The sequence below is a fragment of the Paraburkholderia fungorum genome (assembly GCF_902833645.1).
Classification (GTDB): domain Bacteria; phylum Pseudomonadota; class Gammaproteobacteria; order Burkholderiales; family Burkholderiaceae; genus Paraburkholderia; species Paraburkholderia fungorum.
Genome location: NZ_CADFGE010000003.1, coordinates 77061 through 96807, shown reverse-complemented (window position 1 = coordinate 96807; position 19747 = coordinate 77061). Strand labels below are relative to the sequence as shown.

The following is a 19747-nucleotide window of genomic DNA, read 5'->3' as shown; positions in this document are numbered from 1 at the left end:
TCTGGCGATACGAACGCACGCGGCATGCGAAACTGACGGGCGTGCCTACTTCGGAGCCGATAGCTGCCATGTCCGTCGATTTGAGTCTTATTGAGCGAAGCGCGTGCGAAATTGTCGATCTGCTGCGTGAGGAGGCCGTCAGTCCGCACGATCTGCTCGACACGCTGGCCGCCCAGGTGACGCGCGTCGAACCGCGGGTCAACGCACTGCCCACGCTGTGTTTCGAGCGTGCCTATGCCCATGCCGATGCACTGCTGAAAAAGCCGGTCGCCGAGCGCGGTCTGCTATGTGGGCTGCCGGTGCCGATCAAGGATCTGACCGATGTCGCCGGGGTGCGCACCACACGCGGTTCGCTCGTCTATCGCGACCGCGTTCCGGAGACATCCGACGCCGGCGTGACACTTCTTGAGGCGCGCGGCGGCGTGGTCTATGCGAAATCGAACACGCCGGAGTTCGGCTCGGGCGGTCATACGTACAACGGCGTGTTCGGCGTGACTCGCAATCCGTGGGACCTGTCGCGCTCGGCGGGCGGTTCGTCGGGCGGCGCGGCGGCCGCGTTGGCGTCGGGCACCGCATGGGTCGCGCAAGGTTCCGATCTGGCGGGGTCGTTGCGCACGCCCTCGGCGTTTTGCGGCGTGGTGGGCATGCGTCCCACGCCGGGGCGCGTGTCGTACGGGCCGGCTGCCAACCCGTACGAGACCATGAGCGTTCATGGACCGATGGCGCATAACGTGGCGGACGTCGCACTGTTACTCGATGCGATGTGCGGAGAGCTTGATTGTGCGCCCTTGTCTCTGAGCGAACCGGCGACCTCGTTTCTGGATCATGCACGCAGTCCGCGGCGGCCGGCGCGCGTTGCGTTCAGCGAAGGGCTGGGTATCGCGGCGGCCGAGCCGGAAATTCTCACGATCTGCCGCAAGGCGATGGACCGCCTGGCCGCTTGCGGCGTGGGAGTGGATGAAAGCGATATCGATCTGAGCACGGCAACCCAGGCTTTCCACACGCTGCGCGGTATTTCGTACGCGGCGAACTATGAAGACGTGCTGGCGCAGCATCGTGATGTGCTGAACCCCGACGTGATCTGGAACATCGAATTCGGCCTGCGGGTGGATAACCCCGCGATGCTCGCCGCACAGCGCACGCGCAGCGCGTTGTTCCACAAGATGAACGCGCTCTTGCAGCGGTACGACGTGCTGATCTGCCCGGCCTCCATCGTGCTGCCGTTCCCGGTGGAAGCGCGCGATGTTCGCGATGCCGCCGGCCGGCACCTCGAGACGTACATCGATTGGCTCGCGATCACCTACGCGCTGACGCTCACCGGCATGCCGGTCATCGCGATTCCGTGCGGGATGAGTGCGAGCGGCTTGCCGGTCGGCATTCAGATCGTCGGTAAGCCGCGCGGCGAGGCGGCATTGTTGTCCGCTGCGCGTGCGATCGAAGAGGCGATCGGGACGTGGTTTGTGGGTAGGCCGCAAACGGCCTGACAGGCACGCCAGCACGCTTGATGGGGGGACGTGACGGTGTTTGCCGTCACGGCTCCGTTCTCCGCCGCAATAGTTTCCTCGCGATTCCTTCGCCGCTTTCTCCGCGACGTCCTGCGCATTGCCTCTTCGCGATCCCACCGTCGGTCTGTTGGGAAACCTGCTGTCAGCCCTCTCCGGCAATCCCCTTAGTCCATCCGGACGATGCCCGCATGCCTCCGATCGCCGTCAATGACGGTATGAACCGGGAGCGGCGCGACAAGGTTGTTCGTCCGCCGTATCGAGGCGCACAGCCACGCGGCAGGCGTTTGAGCCGCGTATAGGAATGGGGACAAGCAGGATGAGGACGGGCGTGATGCGGGAGGAATGCAGATGAAATCCAGAGTTCAGCGGGATGGACTGGTTGCGGGTTTGCTGGTGGCGATCGGTGTGGTTGGCGTATCCGTGCGGCAGCTCTACGCATGCGCCTGGAGCGACGAGTTTCCCGGCATGGTGTGCACGGCCGGATCGTCGCTGTCGCTGTTTCTGGGCATCACCGGATTGGCCGCGCTGGCTGGAAGAATCTGGGCGCGCCGCTCGGGTGCGGACGAACAGTGTTTCACCTTCCTCGGCGCGGTCGGTGGTGCGGCGTTGGTGTACGCGATGGTGGTGAGCGGCTTCTAGCCGCCCGCGCCGCCCGCCGCGCCACGACGCGCGATGAAACGAAGCGGTACCGCACCAAGCGGTACGGCACAAGGCGGCTCGGCACAAAGCGGCACGAAGCGTCACGGCACGAAGCGCCACGAAACGGCACGGCGGGGCATCCAGAACCACCGCGCCAATCGCCCCGGCACTCCGTATCAGGCCACGATCGCCGGATGCGCCTGCACCGGGCCGCCTAACGCCTCGCGATGCGAAGGCGGCTGGCGACCGTCGAGCTCAGTGATGCCGTACTCGCGCGCAAGCTCCGCGCCGACCAGCACCAGGCCGGATTTCTGTTGACGTTGCGGGTCGCGATACAACGCGTCGATCAGGCGTCCGGTGAATTGCGGGGTCTCGGCGAGTTCGCTGAAACCGGCATATTGCTCGGGATGCGCGGCGATCACGCGCGCGGTGCGCTCGGTCTGCAGCATGCCCATCCAGATGGAGACCGCGGCAACGCCGTACGATTTCAGATCGACCGCCATGTCCTTGGCGAATTTATCGACGCCCACTTTCTGCGCCCCATACGCCGCGCCGTGCATATAGCAGCTTGCGCCGAACGAGGACGTGAACGCGATCAGCCCATCGCCTTGCGCGGCCATCAAACGCGCGGCGTGCCAGCTCGCGACATAGGCGGAGCGCAGACCCACGTCGAGAATGTCTACGAGGTCCAGCGGTTTCTCCCAGAACGGCGCCGGGCGAATCAGTTCGTCGTGCAGCGTCGTGGCATTGTTGACGAGAATGTCGAGGCGCCCGCTGTTGCGCCGGATGTAATCGAATACTTCGGCTACCTGCCGGTCGTCGGCGTGATCGCAGGTCAGGGCGATGCCCTTGCCGCCGAGCCTGTCGATTTCGATTGCCGTGGCGTGCACCGTGCCGGGCAACGGTGCGTCGCCTTCGCGCTGGGTGCGTCCGGTTACATAGACCGTTGCACCCGTCGCGGCGAGAGCGAGCGCGATACCCTTGCCGGCGCCGCGCGAGGCGCCGGTAACGAGAGCGACATAGGGCTGATTGGGTTGAGTCATCGGGGTAGTCACCATGAAGAGGCTTCGAGTTCGTACGATGCCGGGTGAGCGCTTGCCTGCATCACCGCGGTGGATCGAAGAGCCAGGGGTTTCAATGTCACGTCAATCCTCGGCGCGGCGGACACGCGATCGAACGCGTGCGGGTTTTCCAGGTCCGCTTCGCCAAGCGGAATGAACGCCATGATTTCCAGTTCATGCCCCGACAGCGCCGGCAGCCTGAATGGACTCGACAACACATTCAGGCGACGCACGCCGAGGTCGCGCAAGATCTGCGAGCCAATTCCGGAGAGTCTGCCGTCCCTGCGCGCCGGCATGCTGTTGCCGCCGCTTATTGAATCGGTTCGCATGTCGCAATCGAGCAGAACCGCCACGCCGCACCCTGCCGCATCGATTTTCTGCAGTGCCGCGTGCAACGGCCATGAATGCGCGGAGGGTTCCGCATCGAGCAGGTCGAGCAGCGAGAAGCATTCGTGCACGCGAGTGAGCACCGGCACATGGGGCATTGGCGTGCCGCGCACCAACGCCAGATGCGTGGAGTGACGCACGGTGTCGCGATACTGAATGGCGCGAAACGGTCCCCACGGCGTGTGCAGCGGTCTCTCGCCGACCCGCTCGACGAGTGACTCGTGCGTACTGCGATAGTGGATCAGATCGGCAATCGTGCCGATTTTCAGGCCATGGTGTTCGGCGAATTCGATCAGTTGAGGCAGACGCGACATGGTGCCGTCGTCGTTCATGATTTCGCAGATCACCGCTGCGGGCGTCAAGCCTGCCAACGCGGTGAGGTCGCAACCCGCTTCGGTATGTCCGGCGCGCACCAGCACGCCGCCTTCACGCGCCGCGATCGGAAATACATGGCCCGGTTGCACCAGATGTTCGGCGCGCACGTCCGGCTGAATCGCCGTGCGGATCGTGTGCGCGCGGTCGGCAGCGGAGATGCCGGTGGTCACGCCGTGCGCCGCCTCGATGCTGACCGTGAACGCGGTGCCATACTGCGTGCCGTTCTGTTCCGCCATCGGCGGAAGCTTCAGGCGCGCGCAGTGCTCGGCACTCAGTGTCAGGCAGACAAGGCCGCGGCCAAAGCGCGCCATAAAGTTGATCGCCTCGGGCGTGACGTGGTCGGCGGCAATCAGCAGATCGCCTTCATTCTCGCGATCTTCCTCGTCGACCAGAATGATCATGCGGCCGGCTCTCAGCTCGGCGACGATTTCGTCGGTAGTGGCCAGTTTCATGGGTTTGTCCCTGTGCTACTGCTGTTGTTGCTGCTGTTGTTGTCGTTGTTATTGCGGTTGCCGCGTTTAAACAAGCGAAGAAAAAACGCTTAACGTGCGCCAGAGCCGAATACAGGTGCGCGCTTCTCGAAGAATGCGTCGACACCTTCGCGGAAATCCTCGCCCGCCGCGCAGTGCAGAAAGCTGCGCTGTTCCGCGTACAGATGCTCGGCGAAGCTGCGCTCGGGTGCGTGCAGGATCAGATTCTTGGTTTGCGCGAATGCATCCGGCGAGAGCGCACCCATCCGCTTTAACAGCGAGCGCGTTTGTGCGGCGAGTTCGCCGTCAGGGACGACCCAGTTGACGATACCGGCCCGCAGAGCGTCATCGGCGCTATGCCGTTCGTCGAGATACATCCATTGCGCGGCCTGCTTGATGCCGAGCGCGCGCGGCAACGTATAGGTCGCACCGCCGTCGGGGGAGGTGCCGATGCGGCCATATGCCGACGTGAACGTCGCGCTCTTCGCGGCGATAGCCAGATCGCAGGCGGCGACGAGGCTCAGGCCGAAACCCGCCACCGCACCATTGATGCTGGCGATCACCGGTTTGCGCGAACCCGTGACGGTTTCGACCACGGTTTGCGCAAGCCGCACGAGTGTGCCGATCGCCCGGTCTCGTACCGCGGGCTTTGCATCGAGCGCGGCGCGCATGGTCTGCAAGTCGCCGCCCGCCATGAAGGCGCTGCCGGCGCCGGTCAGCACGATTGCGCGGATATCGTCGTGGTGAGCGAGGCGTGCGAGCTTGGCGTTCAGTTCGTTGGCCATCGCTTCGTTGAGAGCGTTCAGCGCCTCGGGGCGGTCGAACGTGAGCGTCGCGATACCGTCTTCGGCCGCGAGGCGGATTAATGCAGTCATGTCTTTTCGGGTGAACGGAGTCAGGTGTTCTGGACGTGCAGCGCATGACGCAAGGCGCGCGCTGCGAGCGTGAGTGCCTGGTCGGCCGCGTCGAGCGCACCGAGCAGACTGGCGAAGCCGTGCATCTGTCCCGGCCAGCGCAGATGGGTCGTAAGCACGCCCGCTTGCGCGAGACGCGCTGCATAGTGCTCGGCCTCGTCGCGCAATGGGTCGTACTCGGCACTGATGATGGTGGCGCCGGCTATACCCGGGAGATCGGCGGCGGCGAGCGGACTCGCGAGCGGATCGGCGCGATCGGCGTCCGGTGCGAAATATTCGTTTTTAAACCAGCGCATCATGTCCGCCGTCAGCAGATACCCGTCGCCCATCGATTCGTATGACGGATGCTCGGTGGCGCAATCCACCACGGGATAGAACAGCACCTGATGCGCGATATTCACCGCGCTATGACGCAACTGTTGCGCGACGACTGCCGCCAGATTGCCGCCGGCGCTGTCGCCCGCCACGGCAAGCGCGCCGGGTCGCACGCGCAGATCACGTGAATTGGCCGCCGCCCAGCGCACGGCATCGCACGCGTCGAGCGCGGCGGCCGGAAAGCGTGCTTCGGGCGCAAGCCGGTAATCGACCGATAGCACGACCGTTCGCGCGCGCTGCGCGAGGCAACGGCAAATGTTTGCGTGGGTATCGAGCCCGCAGGAAACGAAGCCACCGCCGTGAAAGAAGACGGTAAGGGGCAGCAGGGTATTGCTGTTGCCGCTGTTGCCACCCTCATCGGCGCTTTCCAGCGCAGGCCGGTAGAGGCGCGCGGCAATCGGGCCGTTGGCGGTCGGAATCGTCAGATCTTCTTCTGCCGCGACGGAGTCTCCCGGTGCAAAACCGCCGCCCGCGGCGAGCATCGCACGGTATGCGGGCACGGTGAGTTGCGCGAAATCGAGTGGGGGCATGCCGGCGAGAGCGGCGCGCACGGCCTGCGCCTGAGGATCGAGCGCCATCGGGTCTCCTGAGAATGTGATGAAAGCGGCTATACCGGGTATAGGCGATACGGCTGCGCCGAACCCGAATCGCGCTGCAAATCAGGGCATTCGGCGCGCACGCCGCAACCCTGAATGCATTGAAACGCGGCGGCTTCAAGGGGGCATCGTCCGATTGGACGAGAGTTCGTTCGCACGCTCAGCGAAACTTTCGTCAGCTAAGTACTTCCCCCGATGCCAGCAAGCAGATCGGCCCTTAAGCTTGGCGTCGCGCTGCAAAGTCGCATGGAGGACGGAGAGTGTTGATGGAGACAAAATGGGCCCCTGAAGAGGGCCAGGCCATGAGTGAACTGGCCGAGGTGAGCGTTGCGCAGTTCAGCGAACTGACCGCGCGCATTTATCAGGGGGCGCTGGAAAGCACACCGTGGGCCGGCGCGCTCGAGTTGATCCGCACCTCGCTGGGCGCGAGCTATGCCACCCTGATTCTGCGTTCGCCCTCCAGCGAGCGGCGCGGCCTGATGGTGCATGCTTCCGAAATGGGCTCGGGTGTGCCGGGTGAAGCGTCATACAACAACTACTACTATTCGCTCGATCCGTTCGTCGGTTTGCCGGCGGATCGCGTGGTCACTGTCGACGAAGTATTCGGCGACACGGGCTGGCTCACCAGCGAACTCTACAAACAGTTTCTGAAGCCGGCCGATATCCGCTACATCATGGGCGCCGATCTGCGTACGGAGTCCGGCGTGGAATGCCGGTTTCGCGTGTGCCGCAGCCACGCTTCGAAGCATTTTTCCGCGCGCGACAAGGCGTTTTGCGCGTTGCTGCTGCCGCATTTGCGACGCGCGGTCGAATTGCATTCGCGGCTCGATATCGTGGAGTCGGAGCGTACGCTGTATGCGAGCGCGATCGACCGGATGCTGGTGGGCACGGTGACGCTCGACGAGAGCGGTGCGATCATGCGCACCAATAGCGTGGCCGACGAGATTCTCGCGCAGAGCAACGGCTTGCGTATCGTGCATGGCAACGTCGAAGCGACCGATGCGCAGGAGAACCGCAATCTGCAACGTCTCGTGCGTCATGCGCTGATGGGGCACTTCGGCACCGCCGCGCCGATTGTCGAAGCCATGCCTATCACGCGTGGTTGCGACAAGCCGAAACTCGGCGTGCTGGTACGCACGATTCCACTCTCGGACTGGTCCGAGGACAACAAGCGCCGCCCGGCAACGGTGCTGTTTCTGCGCGATCCCGATCGCAAATCGCAGGGCTCGCAGGAGATCGTACGCAAGCTGTTCGACCTCACGCCGGCGGAGACCTCGCTTGCGTTGCTCCTGACCAATGGGTTGACGCTGGAAGAGGCCGCCGACGAATTGAGTATCAGCAAGAACACCGCGCGGGCCCATCTGCGGGCCATCTTTTCGAAGACGGGCGTCACGCGTCAGGCCACGCTCGTACGCATTCTGCTGGGCAGTGTGGTGCCGCTTGGTTGAAGCCGGCTGAGACGACGTGTGCCGCGCCTTTGTCAGGCGTGGCACACGCTCCACGGCCTTAAACCGCGCGCTTCTGCGACAACACCAGTAACGCGCCGTTCTTATCCTCCAGCACCGCACGCCATTCGTGCGGCCCTTGCTGCACCGGCACGCGCACTGACGCACCCGCCGCGACCACCCGCGCCATCGCTGCGTACAGGTCGTCGGTTTCGTCCACGCGAAACACCAGCGCCGCGCGTTCGACGATCCGTTCCTCGCCTGCCACCAGCGCGACGCTCAGCGCGCCACCGTCGAGCGCGCAATAGCGCTCGCCGTCACGAAACTTCACCGTCAAACCTAGCCCGTCGACAAAGAGCGGCAGCGCCGCATCGATCGTCTCGACCGGGTACAGCATCATCGAAGCCTTCATTGCATTGCACTCCCATCAGTTGAGCAGCGTTGTATAGCGGCCCGATCGTAGCGTCACGGATGCACGCCGTACGAGGTCCAATCGGACTAGCCCGGTTATGAAAAAGCATCGCCAAACTTGCGGCCGGGAATATGGCAAACACGTGGCAAAAACGTGGCAAACACCCCTTCGATCAAAGCTTCTACGGTAAAGCACACACCGTTAATCCAAATAGACGATGCCGCGCCGCACGCGCGAACTGAAACTTCATTCCGTGGACCGTCACGATCATCGTAGGAATCGGTGGGTCGGGAGCGGACCGCCCGTTTCAGCACAGTCCAAAATTCATGGAGACGCACGCAATGAAGTTTTCTCTGATTTACGAAGCCCAGACCACGGACGCTTCGCGGGAAGGCGATCACCGGGTATTCAAGGAGACCGTCGAGCAGGCGTTGCTCGCCGAACAGATGGGTTTCGATACTGTCTGGTGCGTCGAACACACGTCGCTGACGAATTACGCGCATATGAGCGCACCGGAAACCTTTCTCGCTTATCTGGCTGGCCGCACGACCCGTATCGGCCTTGGCCACGGCGTGATCTGCCTGCCGCCCGCGATGAATCATCCGATCAAGGTGGCCGAGCGCGTGGCCATGCTCGACATTCTGTCGGGCGGCCGCGTGCATTTCGGTGTCGGCAAAGGCGGCAGCCAGCAGGAAGCGGGCGCGTTCGGCTACGACCTCGCCGAGCTGCAACCGATGATCGACGAATCGATGTACCTGGTGCCGAAGATGTTCGTGCAGGACGAGATCGAGCACGACGGTAAATACATCAAGATTCCTAAGCGGCCGATTCATCCGAAGCCGTTTCAGGACCCGCATCCGCCCATGTACATGGCATGCACCAACAACGACGGCCTGCTGCGCGCCGGTCAGCGTGGCCTTGGTGCGCTGGTGCTCGGTTTCGGCGGTCCCGATGAAGTCGCGAAGAAAAACGCGCTGTATCGCGAAGCCTGGGCGACCCGCAAGGCCGAGGACCAGGTCGGTTTCCGTCCGACGCAGCATCTGGCCGCACTGTGCCCGACCGTCGTGCTGAGCGACGGCCAGCAGGCTCGCAAGATCGGCATTCGCGGTCAGCGCTATTTCATGGAGTCGCTGGCGTACTGGTACACCGGCGGCGAGCGTCCGAACCCGGATAGCTGGGGCGACGACCTCGTGAAGGGCAACACCGGCGAGATGGTGATCCGTTCGCGTTTCGCCTCGGAAGAGGTGGTGGTCGATTTCAGCGATCCGGCGCTGTCGATGATGAACCCGAATCACGCGTACGGCACGGTCGACGATTGCATCGGCTATGTGGGCCGTCTGATGGAAGCGGGTGTGGATGAAGTGCTGTTCCTCTGCCAGATGGGCACGGTGTCTCAGGAAGCGCAACTCGAAACGATCCGCAATATCGGCGAACACGTGATTCCGTACTTCAATCGCCTGAAGAGCGGGAAGCAGAAAGCGCAGGTTGCCGCCTGACGTTGCCGCGTAACAACGGGCGAGACGGGCGTCGCTAGTCTCTTCAGACGATGCGACGCCGCAGCCGGCGCTCGAAGATGAACCCAACAAAACAGGCGCGATATCCATCTTGCGCGCCATCATGGAGACAGCCGTGCATCGCGACAACGATTCGAACGCCCTTGCAACCGAACTGATCGCCCGCGCCGAAGCGCTCGCACCGGTGCTTGCCGGGCGTGCCGCGCAGGCCGAGGCGAATGGCCGGATTCCCGCCGAAACGCTGGCCGATTTTCAGGCCGCCGGTTTTTTCAAGGTGCTTCAGCCGAAGCGTTATGGCGGTTACGAACTCGATCCGCAGACCTTCTTCGAGATTCAGATGGCGGTGGCGCGCGGCTGCATGTCGACCGCGTGGGTGTACGGCGTGATCGGCGTGCACAACTGGCAACTGGCGCTGTTCGACGAACGCGCGCAGCAGGACGTGTGGGGTAAGGACCCCGCCACGCTGATCGCATCGACCTATATGCCGGTGGGGCGTGTGACGCCGGTTGAGGGCGGCTTCCGGCTGTCCGGGCACTGGAAGTTTTCGAGTGGCAGCGAACTGTGCGAGTGGGTCTTTCTCGGCGCGCTGGTGCCGCCGGCGAAAGAGGGTGAGCCGCCGGAATACCGCACTTTCCTGCTGCCGAAAAGCGATTACACGATCGAACACGATTGGGACGTGCTGGGCTTGCGTGCAACCGGCAGCCACGACATCGTGGTGAACGATGCGTTCGTGCCGGACTATCGCACCCACAAGGCGATCGACGGCATGATGGGCACGAGCCCCGGTCTTGCAGTGAACGACGCACCGCTGTTCCAGTTGCCGTTTGCGCAAATTTTCGTGCGCGCCGTGTGCACTGCGTGCATCGGCGCATTGCAAGGCGCGCTGGACGACTTCACGTCTTACGCGGCGACACGTGTGAGCGCCAACAGCGGCGCGAAAACCACCGACGACACCGGCGCGCAAACCGCCTGCGCCAATGCAGCCGTCGCTATCGACGAAATGAAAGTGCTGCTGATGCGCAACTTCGCCGAGCTGCTCGCGGCGGTCAATGGCGGCGCGGCGGTTTCGATCGAGCGGCGCGTGCATTTCCGTTATCAATCCGCACAGGTGGCCGAGCGCTGCGCGCAGGCTGCCAACGCGCTGCTGCGTTACGCGGGCGGTAACGGCATCTATAACCGCAATCCGCTGGTGCGGCGCTTTCTCGATCTGCATGCGGCACGCGCGCACTACGCGAACAACCTCGATCGTTTCGGCCAGAATCTCGGCGCGGTGATGCTCGGGCGTCCTAACACGGATTTCTTCATCTGATGGATGGCGCCATGAGCCAACAGCAAACGCAGAACTACGTGTTCGACGTGGTGGTGGTCGGCTCCGGCGCGGGCGGCATGCTGGCCGCCTGCCGCGCGGCCGATCGTGGCCTGTCCGTGGTGGTGCTCGAAAAGAGCGACGTGTACGGCGGGACTTCGGCGGTGTCGGGCGGTGGTATCTGGATTCCGTGCAACCACCATATCGCCGGGATGGGTGTCACGGATACGCGCGAGGCTGCACGAACCTACCTCGACGCCTGCACGCAGGGCGCGACCGCGAGCGAGCGGATCGACGCCTATCTCGACACGGCGCCCGAGATGCTGCGCTATGTCGAAGCGCATACGCCGGTGCGCTATGAGTCGTTGCCGAAGTACGCGGACTACTTTCAGGGCCTGCCTGGATCGATGCCGGGGTACCGCGCGCTCGATCCCTTGCCGGTGGACGGCGCGTCGCTCGGCGAAGAATTCGCGCGCCTGCGGCTGCCTTCACCGGGGACGCTGATCGGCGGACGCGTGGCGGTGACGTCGAAAGAGGCGCACGTCCTGCTGTCGAAAGCGCCGGGCTATATCGGCCTGGCGGTAAAGCAGTTCGGCCGTTACTGGTTCGATCTGCGCGCGCGCAGCCGCTCGCGGCGCGACCGGCGCCTGACGCTCGGCAACGCGCTGGCAGGTGGCCTGCGCCGCGCCTTGCTCGATCGCGACATTCCGTTGTGGCTCAACGCGCCGATGACCGAACTGCTCGAGGCAGAGGGCCGCGTCACGGGCGTCGTGGTGGAGCGTGACGGGCAGACTGTGCGTGTGCTTGCAAAACGCGGCGTGATTCTCGCGGCCGGCGGTTTCGAGCGCAATCAGGCGATGCGCGAACGCTATCTGCCACATCCCACGCAGGCACAGTGGAGCGCGACGCCGCCGAACAACACCGGCGACGCGATTGCAGCCGGTCTGAAACTGGGTGCGCAGATTGCGTTGATGGAACACGTGTGGGGCGCGCCGACAGTTCACGTGGATCATGAGGAAAAGCAGCGCGCGCTGTTCGTCGAACGCAATCTGCCGGGTTGCGTGGTGGTCAACGGGCTCGGCAAGCGTTTCGTCAACGAAGCCGCGCCGTATTCGGAGTTCGTCCCGGCGATGTATCGCGACCATGCGCAAACCGGAGCGTGCGTGCCCGCGTGGATGGTGTTCGACGCGCAATTCCGCCGTAAATATCCGTGCGGACCGATCATGCCCGGCGCGATGATGCCGGATAACCGTATCCCGGCGGCGTTCCGTTCGCTGCTCCACAAGGCCGATTCGCTCGATGCGCTGGCCGCAGGGATTGGCGTCGATGCGCAAGGCTTGCGCGACACCGTGGCGAAGATGAATCGCTACGCCGCGACCGGTATCGACGAAGAATTCGCCAAGGGCGGTAACGCCTTCGACACCTACTATGGCGACCCGGGCGTCGAGCCGAATCCGTGCCTCGCGCCGATTGAAACCGGACCGTTCTACGCCGTGCGTATCGACGCGGGCGACATCGGCACCAAGGGCGGCCTCCTTACCGACGCCAAAGCTCGTGTGCTGCACGCCGACGGCACGCCGATTGCCGGACTCTATGCAATCGGCAATACGAGTGCGTCGATGATGGGCGCGAGCTACCCCGGCGCGGGCTCCACGCTCGGACCTGCCATGACCTTCGGCTACATCGCCGCGAATCATCTCGCCGACGGCGGCGATGATCGCGACAGCAGCCCCTCAGAACCAGCACGCGCTGCCAGCAAAGAACTTCGCGGAGTCACGCCATGACCGAACTCACTTCCTCACACCCGTTGCGCGCCGACATGCTGCTGGCGATGCGCCGCCTCGCGCGCTCAGTCGCTGTGATCAGTTGCAGCGATGGCGAACGGCGCTATTCGATGTCGGCCACCGCGGTCGATTCGCTATCGACCGAGCCGCCTTCGCTGCTGATCTGCATTAACCGCACGTCGTCGATTTTTCCGCCACTCGACAAGGGCGCGGCGTTTTGCGTGAACGTGCTCTCGGCGCAGCATCAGCACATTGCGATCGATTGCAGCGGACGCCTCAAGGGCGAAGAGCGCTTCACGACCGGCAACTGGCAAAACTCCCAGCAGGGCGTGCCCTATCTGCACGACGCGCAGGCGAGTCTGCTCTGCATGCAGGACGGCCGCTTCGATTACGGCACGCATGCGATTTTTATCGGGCGGGTCGAGCAGGTGCTGATCAGCGGCGAGGTGGATCCGCTGGTGTATGTGGACGGCGTCTATACCACTGCTGCTGCGCCCGCGCCCGCGCGTTGTGCAGCGGTCTGATCGGATCCGCCGCGTGATGCAAAGCCCTTCGTTTGCCCAGCCGGAATCGGCCACGCCGGTCGAAGCACCCCTGGTCGTCGACGATCCCGCCGCTGTGCGTTGGGACGATGTCTGCGACGTGCTGGTGGCGGGCTTCGGTGCGGCGGGCGCCTGCGCGGCGCTGGAAGCGGCGGCGGCCGGCGCGAAAGTGCGGATCGTCGAGCGTTTCGAGGGTGGCGGCGCGAGCGCGAAAAGCGGTGGTGTGGTCTACGCGGGCGGTGGCACGCGCTATCAATCCGAAGCGGGCTACAGCGACACACCCGAAGCGATGTTCGCGTACTTGCGGCAGGAAGTGGGCGACGCGGTATCCGCGGTGACGCTCAGGCGTTTTTGCGCGGGCAGCGTCGATATGCTGCGCTGGCTCGAGCGCTTCGGTGTGCGCTTTGCCGCGTCGGTGCCGCCGCGCAAGACCTCGTACCCGCAGAACCGCTACTACCTGTACTACTCGGGCAACGAAGCGGTGGGTGACGCCGTGCGCGAACATCCGCCGGCGCCGCGTGGGCACCGGGTAGTCGGCGATGGCATGTCGGGGCGCGTGCTGTACGACACGCTGCGGCGCGCCGTGCAAGCGCAGCCTTTCGTCGACACGATGTGCCATGCCAGCGTGCGCAGGCTGGTTACCGACCGCGGCGGGCGGGTGATCGGCGCGCAGGTCTGGCAGGTGGCGCCAGGCCGTGCGCAGCGCGCCCATCGACGGCTCGCGCGCTGGGCCGAGCGTCTGCATAACGGCATGCCCGCGTGGGCCGACCGCTTGCGCGCCGCGCTGCATCGCGTCGAGCAGCGCGCGGGCCGGCTCTTCACGATCAAGGCCGATGCCGTGGTGCTGAGCACCGGTGGCTTCATCTTCAACCGGTCGATGGTGGCGCACTACGCGCCGCGTTGCTTGCCGAACTGGCGTTTGGGCACCACAGGCTGTGACGGTTCGGGCATCCGGCTCGGCTTGTCCGCCGGTGGGGTGGCCGAGCGGCTCGAACGTGTGTCCGCATGGCGCTTCATTAACCCGCCTTATGCATGGGCACAAGGCTGCGTCGTGGATCGCCGCGGCGAGCGTTTTTGCAACGAGGAAGTCTATGGCGCGGCGCTCGGTCACGCCATGTGCGAAACGCGCGACGGGCACGCGTGGCTGATTCTCGATGCGCGGCTTGTCAAGCAGGCGCTCAAGGAATGCTTGCGCGGCAAGCTGTGGGCGTTCCAGAGCGTGCCCGCGATGCTGTTGATGCTGGCGGGCCGCAAGCGCGCGTGGTCGCTGGCCGGTCTGGCCGCACGCATCGGTTGCGATCCGGCGGTGCTCAAGCGAACCGTCGATGCGTACAACCTGGGCGCACTGAACGGCGTCGACCGTGCGTTCGGCAAATCCGCCGCGATGTTGCAGCCGCTCCTGCACGGACCTTACTACGCGATCGACATTTCATCGGACAGCCGCGTTTTCCCGTGCCCGTCGATCACGCTGGGCGGCCTGCGAGTCGACGAGACGAGCAACGCGGTGCTGTCGGCGCAGGGCACGCCGATCGAAGGTTTGTTCGCCGCCGGCCGCGCCGCGTGCGGTCTCGCTTCGAATCACTACGTGAGCGGCCTTTCGCTCGCGGACTGTATCTGGTCCGGCCGCCAGGCGGGCCGGGCCGCAGCGGGCGTGGTTCTCGCGAACGCCGCCCATTTCCTGACTGAAACTGACTGACACTGAAAGAGAGAACGAAGATGGGAGACAGACTCAAAGGCAAGATCGCCGTCGTGACGGGCGCTGCGAGCGGCGTCGGCAAACAGGACGCGTTGCTGTTCGCCCGGGAAGGCGCGCGTGTCGTGCTTACCGACGTCAACGAGGAAGCCGGCCGCGAAGTGGCTGCGCAGATCGGCGACGCCGCACTGTTCGTGCGCCACGACATCTCGTCGGAAACCGGCTGGAACGATGTGTTCGGCGCGGCGCAAACGACCTTCGGCACACCGGATGTGCTGGTCAACAACGCTGCGGTGCTGTTGCTCGGCAGCATTGAAGACACCACGCTCGAACAATGGCAGCGTGTGCTGCGCATCAATGCCGAAGGCTATTTTCTCGGTTGCCGCGCGGCGGTCAAGGCGATGAAGGAGAAGGGCGGTTCGATCGTCAACATGTCGTCGGTGGCGGCGTTGGGTGGACTCGGCATGTTCTGCGCCTATTCGGCCAGCAAGGGCGCGGTGACGGCGATGACGCGTGCGATCGCGGCGCACTGCAAGCAGCAGGGCTACAAGGTCCGCTGCAACACGATTCACCCGGACGGCATTCTCACGCCGATGACCGCGCCGTTCTTCGGTGCGGCTGAAGAAACCCGCGATGCGCTCACGCAATCGGTCGATCCGCACGGCCGTATGTGTCTGCCGGAAGACATCGCGAATCTGGTGCTGTTCCTTGCGTCCGATGAATCTCGCTTTATCAACGGCAGCGAGTATCGGGTCGACAATGCGCAGATGATCATGGGCATTGCCTGAGTTCGCACGTCATGGCCGATTCGCGTTTTCACCGGCTCAAAGTGGCGGACGTGATCGCGGAGAGCGCCGACGCGCGCTCTTTCGTGTTCGATCTGCCACAGGCGCTGCACGATGCCTTCAGCTATCGCCCGGGGCAATTTCTCACGCTCAAGGTGCCGTGCGCGGATGCTGTCGTGCAGCGCTGTTATTCGCTCTCGAGTGCGCCGGGCATCGACCGCGCGCCGAAGATTACCGTCAAGCGGGTGCGCGATGGACGGGTGTCGAACTGGATGTGCGACAGCATTCAGCCCGGCGACGAGCTCGACGTGATGGCGCCCGCGGGCGTGTTCACGCCGCGCTCGCTCGACGGCGACCTGCTGCTGTTCGCGGGGGGCAGCGGCATCACGCCGGTGCTGTCGATCGTCAAGTCCGCGCTGGTGAACGGGCGCGGCATGCTGACCCTGATCTACGCGAATCGGGACGCGCAGTCGGTGATTTTCAGCGAAGAACTGCGGCAACTAGGGCAGCGGCACGCGGGACGGTTGCGGGTGATTCACTGGCTCGACAGCGTGCAGGGCATTCCGCAGCAGCGTCATCTGGAAGAACTCGCGCGGCCGTGGAGCACGCAGGAATGCTTTATCTGCGGACCGGCGCTGTTCATGGAGAGCGCGCTGGCAGCCATGCTTGCGCTGGGCTTGCCACGAGCGAAGGTCCATGTGGAGCGGTTTGCTTCGCTGCCGGATCTGCCGCGTGAGCCTGGGGTGTCCGAAGGATCCGGAACGACCGGCTTGCCCGAGGCACGTACCGCATCCGCCGCGCCCCAACCGCGCGAGCTGCCCTTAGCCTCCGATTCAGCCCAACCGGCTTCCAGGCCTGCTTGCATCGCCAACGCCGCCATTGAGACCGTGCTCGACGGCGACACCTTCACGTTCACCTGCGAAGCCGGTGAAACCCTGCTCGACGCCATGCTGCGCGCCGACGTGCCGGCGCCGAATTCGTGCCGCAGCGGCTTATGCGGCGCCTGCATGTGCCGGGTCGAGAGCGGCAGCGTGAACCTGAACGCCAACCACGTGCTCGATGCGGCCGATCTGACCGACGGCTGGACACTCGCCTGTAGTGCGATGCCTGCCAGCGCGACGCTGCGCGTGGTTTTCCCCGACTAGGTTTGCGGTTCGCACGTGCGACTCCTGTCTGTTGCGCGCGCTTCGAACCGCATCCATCGAATTCATCCTGACATTCTCCCCCTACCTGAAGGCCGAGGTTTCTCGGAGACACTGATGACGCTCAACCACATCCTGACGACGCCCGCGCTGATCGCGCGCGGCGCCGCGCGCTACGGCACGCGCACCGCGATCGAAACCGTTCAGGGCAGCCTGAGCTATGCGCAACTGGACGCCGCGCGAATCGAAGCGGCGCGCGCGTTGATGAGCTGCGGCATCCAGCCGGGCGAGCGTGTCGCGATCTGGGCGCCGAATATCGCCGAATGGATCGTGGCGGCGCTCGCGATTCATAGCGCCGGCGCCGCGCTGGTGCCGATCAATACCCGCATGAAGGGTCTCGAAGCCGCGGCGATTCTCGAGGACAGCGGCGCGCGGCTGCTGTTCTGCTGTGGCACCTTCCTCGGCGATTCGTATCCGGCCATGCTGGCCCCGCACCGTCCCGCGTCGCTTGAACGGATCGTGGTGTTCGACGGCCCGGTAGCGGAAGCGGGCAGCGCCGGCGACGAGACCTGGGACGCATTCCTGCTGCGCGCGGCCGGCACCGCGCTGGACCTGTTCCGTACCCGCGAGGCGGACGTGCGTCCCGACACGCTGATGGACATCATGTTCACGTCCGGCACGACGGGGCGTCCCAAGGGTGTGATGACCACGCACGGCCAGAACTTGCGAGCGGTTCACGATTGGGCGCAGATCGCGACGCTGCGCGAAAGCGACCGCTATCTGATCGTCAATCCGTTCTTTCATGCATTTGGCTACAAGGCCGGCTGGCTCGCGGCGTTCGCGAGCGGCGCGACTGTATTGCCGCATCTGGTGTTCAACCCGGAGCGCGTGCTCGAACGCATTGTCCGGGAGCGCGTGTCGGTGTTGCCGGGGCCGCCGACGCTGTATCACGCATTGCTCGACATGCCGGACCTGGCCACACGCGATCTGTCGTCATTGCGGGTCGCGGTGACTGGCGCGGCCGCGATTGCGCCGAGCCTGATCGAAAGGATGCGTGCGCAACTGGGCTTCGAAACCGTACTGACGGGCTATGGCCTCACGGAGTCATGCGGGTTTGCCGCGCTATGCCGCGGCGGCGACGACGCGCAGACGGTTGCCAATACGTCGGGACGCGCGATGCCCGGCGTGGAGATCCGGATCGCCGACAGCAGCGGTGCGGCGCTTGCCAGCGGCGAAACAGGGGAAGTGCTGATTCGCGGCTACAACGTGATGCAAGGCTATTTCGGCGAGCAGGACACCACCTTCGACACGATCGACAGCGACGGCTGGCTGCACACCGGCGACCTCGGCACGCTCGACGCACGCGGCTATCTGCGCATCACGGACCGGATCAAGGACATGTTCATCGTTGGCGGCTTCAACTGCTATCCGGCGGAGATCGAGCGGCTCTTCTGCGCGCATCCGGCGGTGGCGCAGGTCGCGCTGGTCGGCGTTCCCGACGAGCGGCTCGGCGAGGTAGGGCATGCCTATGTGGTGCTGCGTTCAGACGAGCACGCGAGCCCGGAAGAATTGACCGACTGGGCCCGCAAGAACATGGCGAACTACAAGGTGCCGCGGCATGTCACGCTGGTCGAACAGTTGCCTGTCAGCGCGGCCGGCAAGGTGCTCAAGTACCGCTTGCGCGAGACCGTCCGAAGTGACGTCCGAAGTGACGTCGGAAGCGAGGTCCAAAGCGACGCTGGAAGCGACCTCGAAAACCACCGGAAAACCGCGCAAAACACCGCTGCAAGCTAGTCCCAACAGACGATGTTGGCCTCCCTCCGGAGCGCCAGAATAAGCCTGACAACAACAGTTTCTGGAGGAGTCGGAGATGATCGATGTACGGGCTTTAGGCTACGTCGTCGTGCAGTCGGCGGAGGTCGACACATGGCGCGGCTATGCGGAAAACGTGCTGGGCATGCAGGCGCAGGACGCAACGGATGGCGCGCTGTACGTGAAGATGGACGAGCGCGATTTCCGCTACCTGATCGTACCCGGCGAAGCCGATCGCTACTTCGCGTCGGGTTGGGAACTGGCCGATGTGGCCGCGTTCGACGACGCCATTCGCAGCCTGGAGCTCGCCGGCGTGGAGCCGATCCGCGCCAGCGCGCAGGAAGCCGCGCTGCGCCGCGTGCAGGCGATGGTGTGGTGCACCGATCCGTCCGGCAACCGGCATGAGTTTTTCTGGGGCGTGCGTGCCGATTTCCGCCGCTTCGTTTCGCCGCTCGGCGTGCCCGGTTTCGTCACCGGCGCGATGGGCCTCGGCCATGCCGTGCTGCCCGCTCCGCAATTCGATGGGACCGACACATTCCTGCGCGACGTACTCGGCTTCGAGCTGTCCGACATCTTCCGCGTGCGCTTTACCGACGACCCCGCCGAACCCGAAAAGCGCATCCACTTCCTGCATTGCAGAAACGCGCGGCATCACAGCCTCGCGATCATGGATCTCGCCGTGCCGTCCGGCTGCATCCATGTGATGGCTGAAGTCGACTCGATGGACGAGGTCGGCCGCGCACTCGACCGCGTCGCCGCGCATAACGTGAAGCTCTCCGCCACGCTCGGTCGTCATTGCAACGACCACATGGTTTCGTTCTACATGAAAACCCCGAGTGGCTTCGATATGGAATATGGCTACGGCGGGCTGACGGTCGACTGGACGCAGCACAACGTCTACGAGGCGACCCGCGTGAGCCTGTGGGGCCACGATTTCAGCGTTGGATTCCGCTAGGCCGTAATGAGCGATCAGGGTGATCTGGTCGACCT

The 19747-nt window shown here is 64.5% G+C and carries 17 protein-coding genes; 12 read left to right on the top strand and 5 right to left on the bottom strand.

Annotation, left to right across the window (positions count from 1 at the left end):
- Positions 1–68 precede the first annotated feature (68 nt).
- Together HWX91_RS11575 and HWX91_RS11570 are read left to right on the top strand one after the other, a co-directional pair.
- Positions 69–1484, top strand: coding sequence for an amidase (locus tag HWX91_RS11575; RefSeq protein ID WP_028193890.1), 1416 nt, complete (start codon positions 69–71; stop codon positions 1482–1484).
- A 369-nt stretch (positions 1485–1853) separates the two neighbouring features.
- The gene (locus HWX91_RS11570; RefSeq protein WP_028193889.1) at positions 1854–2144 is read left to right on the top strand and encodes a hypothetical protein; all 291 of its coding nucleotides are present in this window, start codon (positions 1854–1856) and stop codon (positions 2142–2144) included.
- Between the two features lie 176 nt (positions 2145–2320).
- Here HWX91_RS11570 and HWX91_RS11565 read toward each other — a convergent pair whose 3' ends face one another.
- The 4 genes from HWX91_RS11565 to HWX91_RS11550 form a co-directional block, all read right to left on the bottom strand.
- On the bottom strand, positions 2321–3187 hold the full coding sequence (locus HWX91_RS11565; RefSeq protein WP_028193888.1) for an SDR family NAD(P)-dependent oxidoreductase: 867 nt from the start codon (positions 3185–3187) through the stop codon (positions 2321–2323).
- An 8-nt stretch (positions 3188–3195) separates the two neighbouring features.
- Positions 3196–4419, bottom strand: a complete 1224-nt coding sequence (gene ribBA, locus HWX91_RS11560) for a bifunctional 3,4-dihydroxy-2-butanone-4-phosphate synthase/GTP cyclohydrolase II (RefSeq protein ID WP_081832884.1) — start codon at positions 4417–4419, stop codon at positions 3196–3198.
- Positions 4420–4508: 89 nt separating this feature from the next.
- Positions 4509–5312, bottom strand: a complete 804-nt coding sequence (locus HWX91_RS11555) for an enoyl-CoA hydratase/isomerase family protein (RefSeq protein WP_028193887.1) — start codon at positions 5310–5312, stop codon at positions 4509–4511.
- Between the two features lie 20 nt (positions 5313–5332).
- Positions 5333–6304, bottom strand: coding sequence for an alpha/beta hydrolase (locus HWX91_RS11550; RefSeq protein ID WP_028193886.1), 972 nt, complete (start codon positions 6302–6304; stop codon positions 5333–5335).
- A gap of 284 nt (positions 6305–6588) precedes the next feature.
- Here HWX91_RS11550 and HWX91_RS11545 point away from each other — a divergent pair, with 284 nt between their 5' ends.
- Positions 6589–7770: a helix-turn-helix transcriptional regulator gene (locus HWX91_RS11545; RefSeq protein WP_028193885.1), complete on the top strand. Its 1182-nt coding sequence runs from the start codon at positions 6589–6591 to the stop codon at positions 7768–7770.
- A 58-nt stretch (positions 7771–7828) separates the two neighbouring features.
- On the opposite strand, the gene HWX91_RS11540 is transcribed toward HWX91_RS11545, so the two are convergent.
- Positions 7829–8179, bottom strand: a complete 351-nt coding sequence (locus HWX91_RS11540; RefSeq protein WP_028193884.1) for a VOC family protein — start codon at positions 8177–8179, stop codon at positions 7829–7831.
- 341 nt (positions 8180–8520) lie between these two features.
- On the opposite strand from HWX91_RS11540, the gene HWX91_RS11535 reads away from it, so the two are divergent.
- The 9 genes from HWX91_RS11535 (at position 8521) to HWX91_RS11495 (ending at position 19712) form a co-directional block, all read left to right on the top strand.
- Positions 8521–9675 carry an LLM class flavin-dependent oxidoreductase gene (locus tag HWX91_RS11535; protein ID WP_028193883.1) on the top strand — a complete coding sequence of 385 codons (1155 nt, stop codon included), beginning with the start codon at positions 8521–8523 and terminating at the stop codon, positions 9673–9675.
- A gap of 133 nt (positions 9676–9808) precedes the next feature.
- Positions 9809–11002, top strand: a complete 1194-nt coding sequence (locus tag HWX91_RS11530; protein ID WP_028193882.1) for an acyl-CoA dehydrogenase family protein — start codon at positions 9809–9811, stop codon at positions 11000–11002.
- An 11-nt stretch (positions 11003–11013) separates the two neighbouring features.
- Positions 11014–12783 (top strand): FAD-dependent oxidoreductase, encoded by a 1770-nt coding sequence (locus HWX91_RS11525; protein WP_028193881.1) that lies wholly within the window; start codon positions 11014–11016, stop codon positions 12781–12783.
- Positions 12780–13307, top strand: a complete 528-nt coding sequence (locus HWX91_RS11520) for a flavin reductase family protein (RefSeq protein ID WP_028193880.1) — start codon at positions 12780–12782, stop codon at positions 13305–13307. Before HWX91_RS11525 ends, HWX91_RS11520 begins: the two co-directional genes overlap by 4 nt.
- A gap of 16 nt (positions 13308–13323) precedes the next feature.
- A complete protein-coding gene (locus tag HWX91_RS11515) occupies positions 13324–15021 on the top strand; it encodes an FAD-binding protein (RefSeq protein ID WP_042273557.1) in 1698 nt (565 codons plus the stop codon).
- A gap of 20 nt (positions 15022–15041) precedes the next feature.
- Positions 15042–15806, top strand: coding sequence for a glucose 1-dehydrogenase (locus tag HWX91_RS11510; protein ID WP_028193879.1), 765 nt, complete (start codon positions 15042–15044; stop codon positions 15804–15806).
- 11 nt (positions 15807–15817) lie between these two features.
- Positions 15818–16948, top strand: a complete 1131-nt coding sequence (locus tag HWX91_RS11505) for a ferredoxin--NADP reductase (RefSeq protein ID WP_028193878.1) — start codon at positions 15818–15820, stop codon at positions 16946–16948.
- Between the two features lie 114 nt (positions 16949–17062).
- Positions 17063–18739, top strand: a complete 1677-nt coding sequence (locus HWX91_RS11500) for a FadD3 family acyl-CoA ligase (RefSeq protein ID WP_081832883.1) — start codon at positions 17063–17065, stop codon at positions 18737–18739.
- Positions 18740–18815: 76 nt separating this feature from the next.
- On the top strand, positions 18816–19712 hold the full coding sequence (locus HWX91_RS11495; RefSeq protein ID WP_028193877.1) for a VOC family protein: 897 nt from the start codon (positions 18816–18818) through the stop codon (positions 19710–19712).
- Positions 19713–19747: the final 35 nt, after the last annotated feature.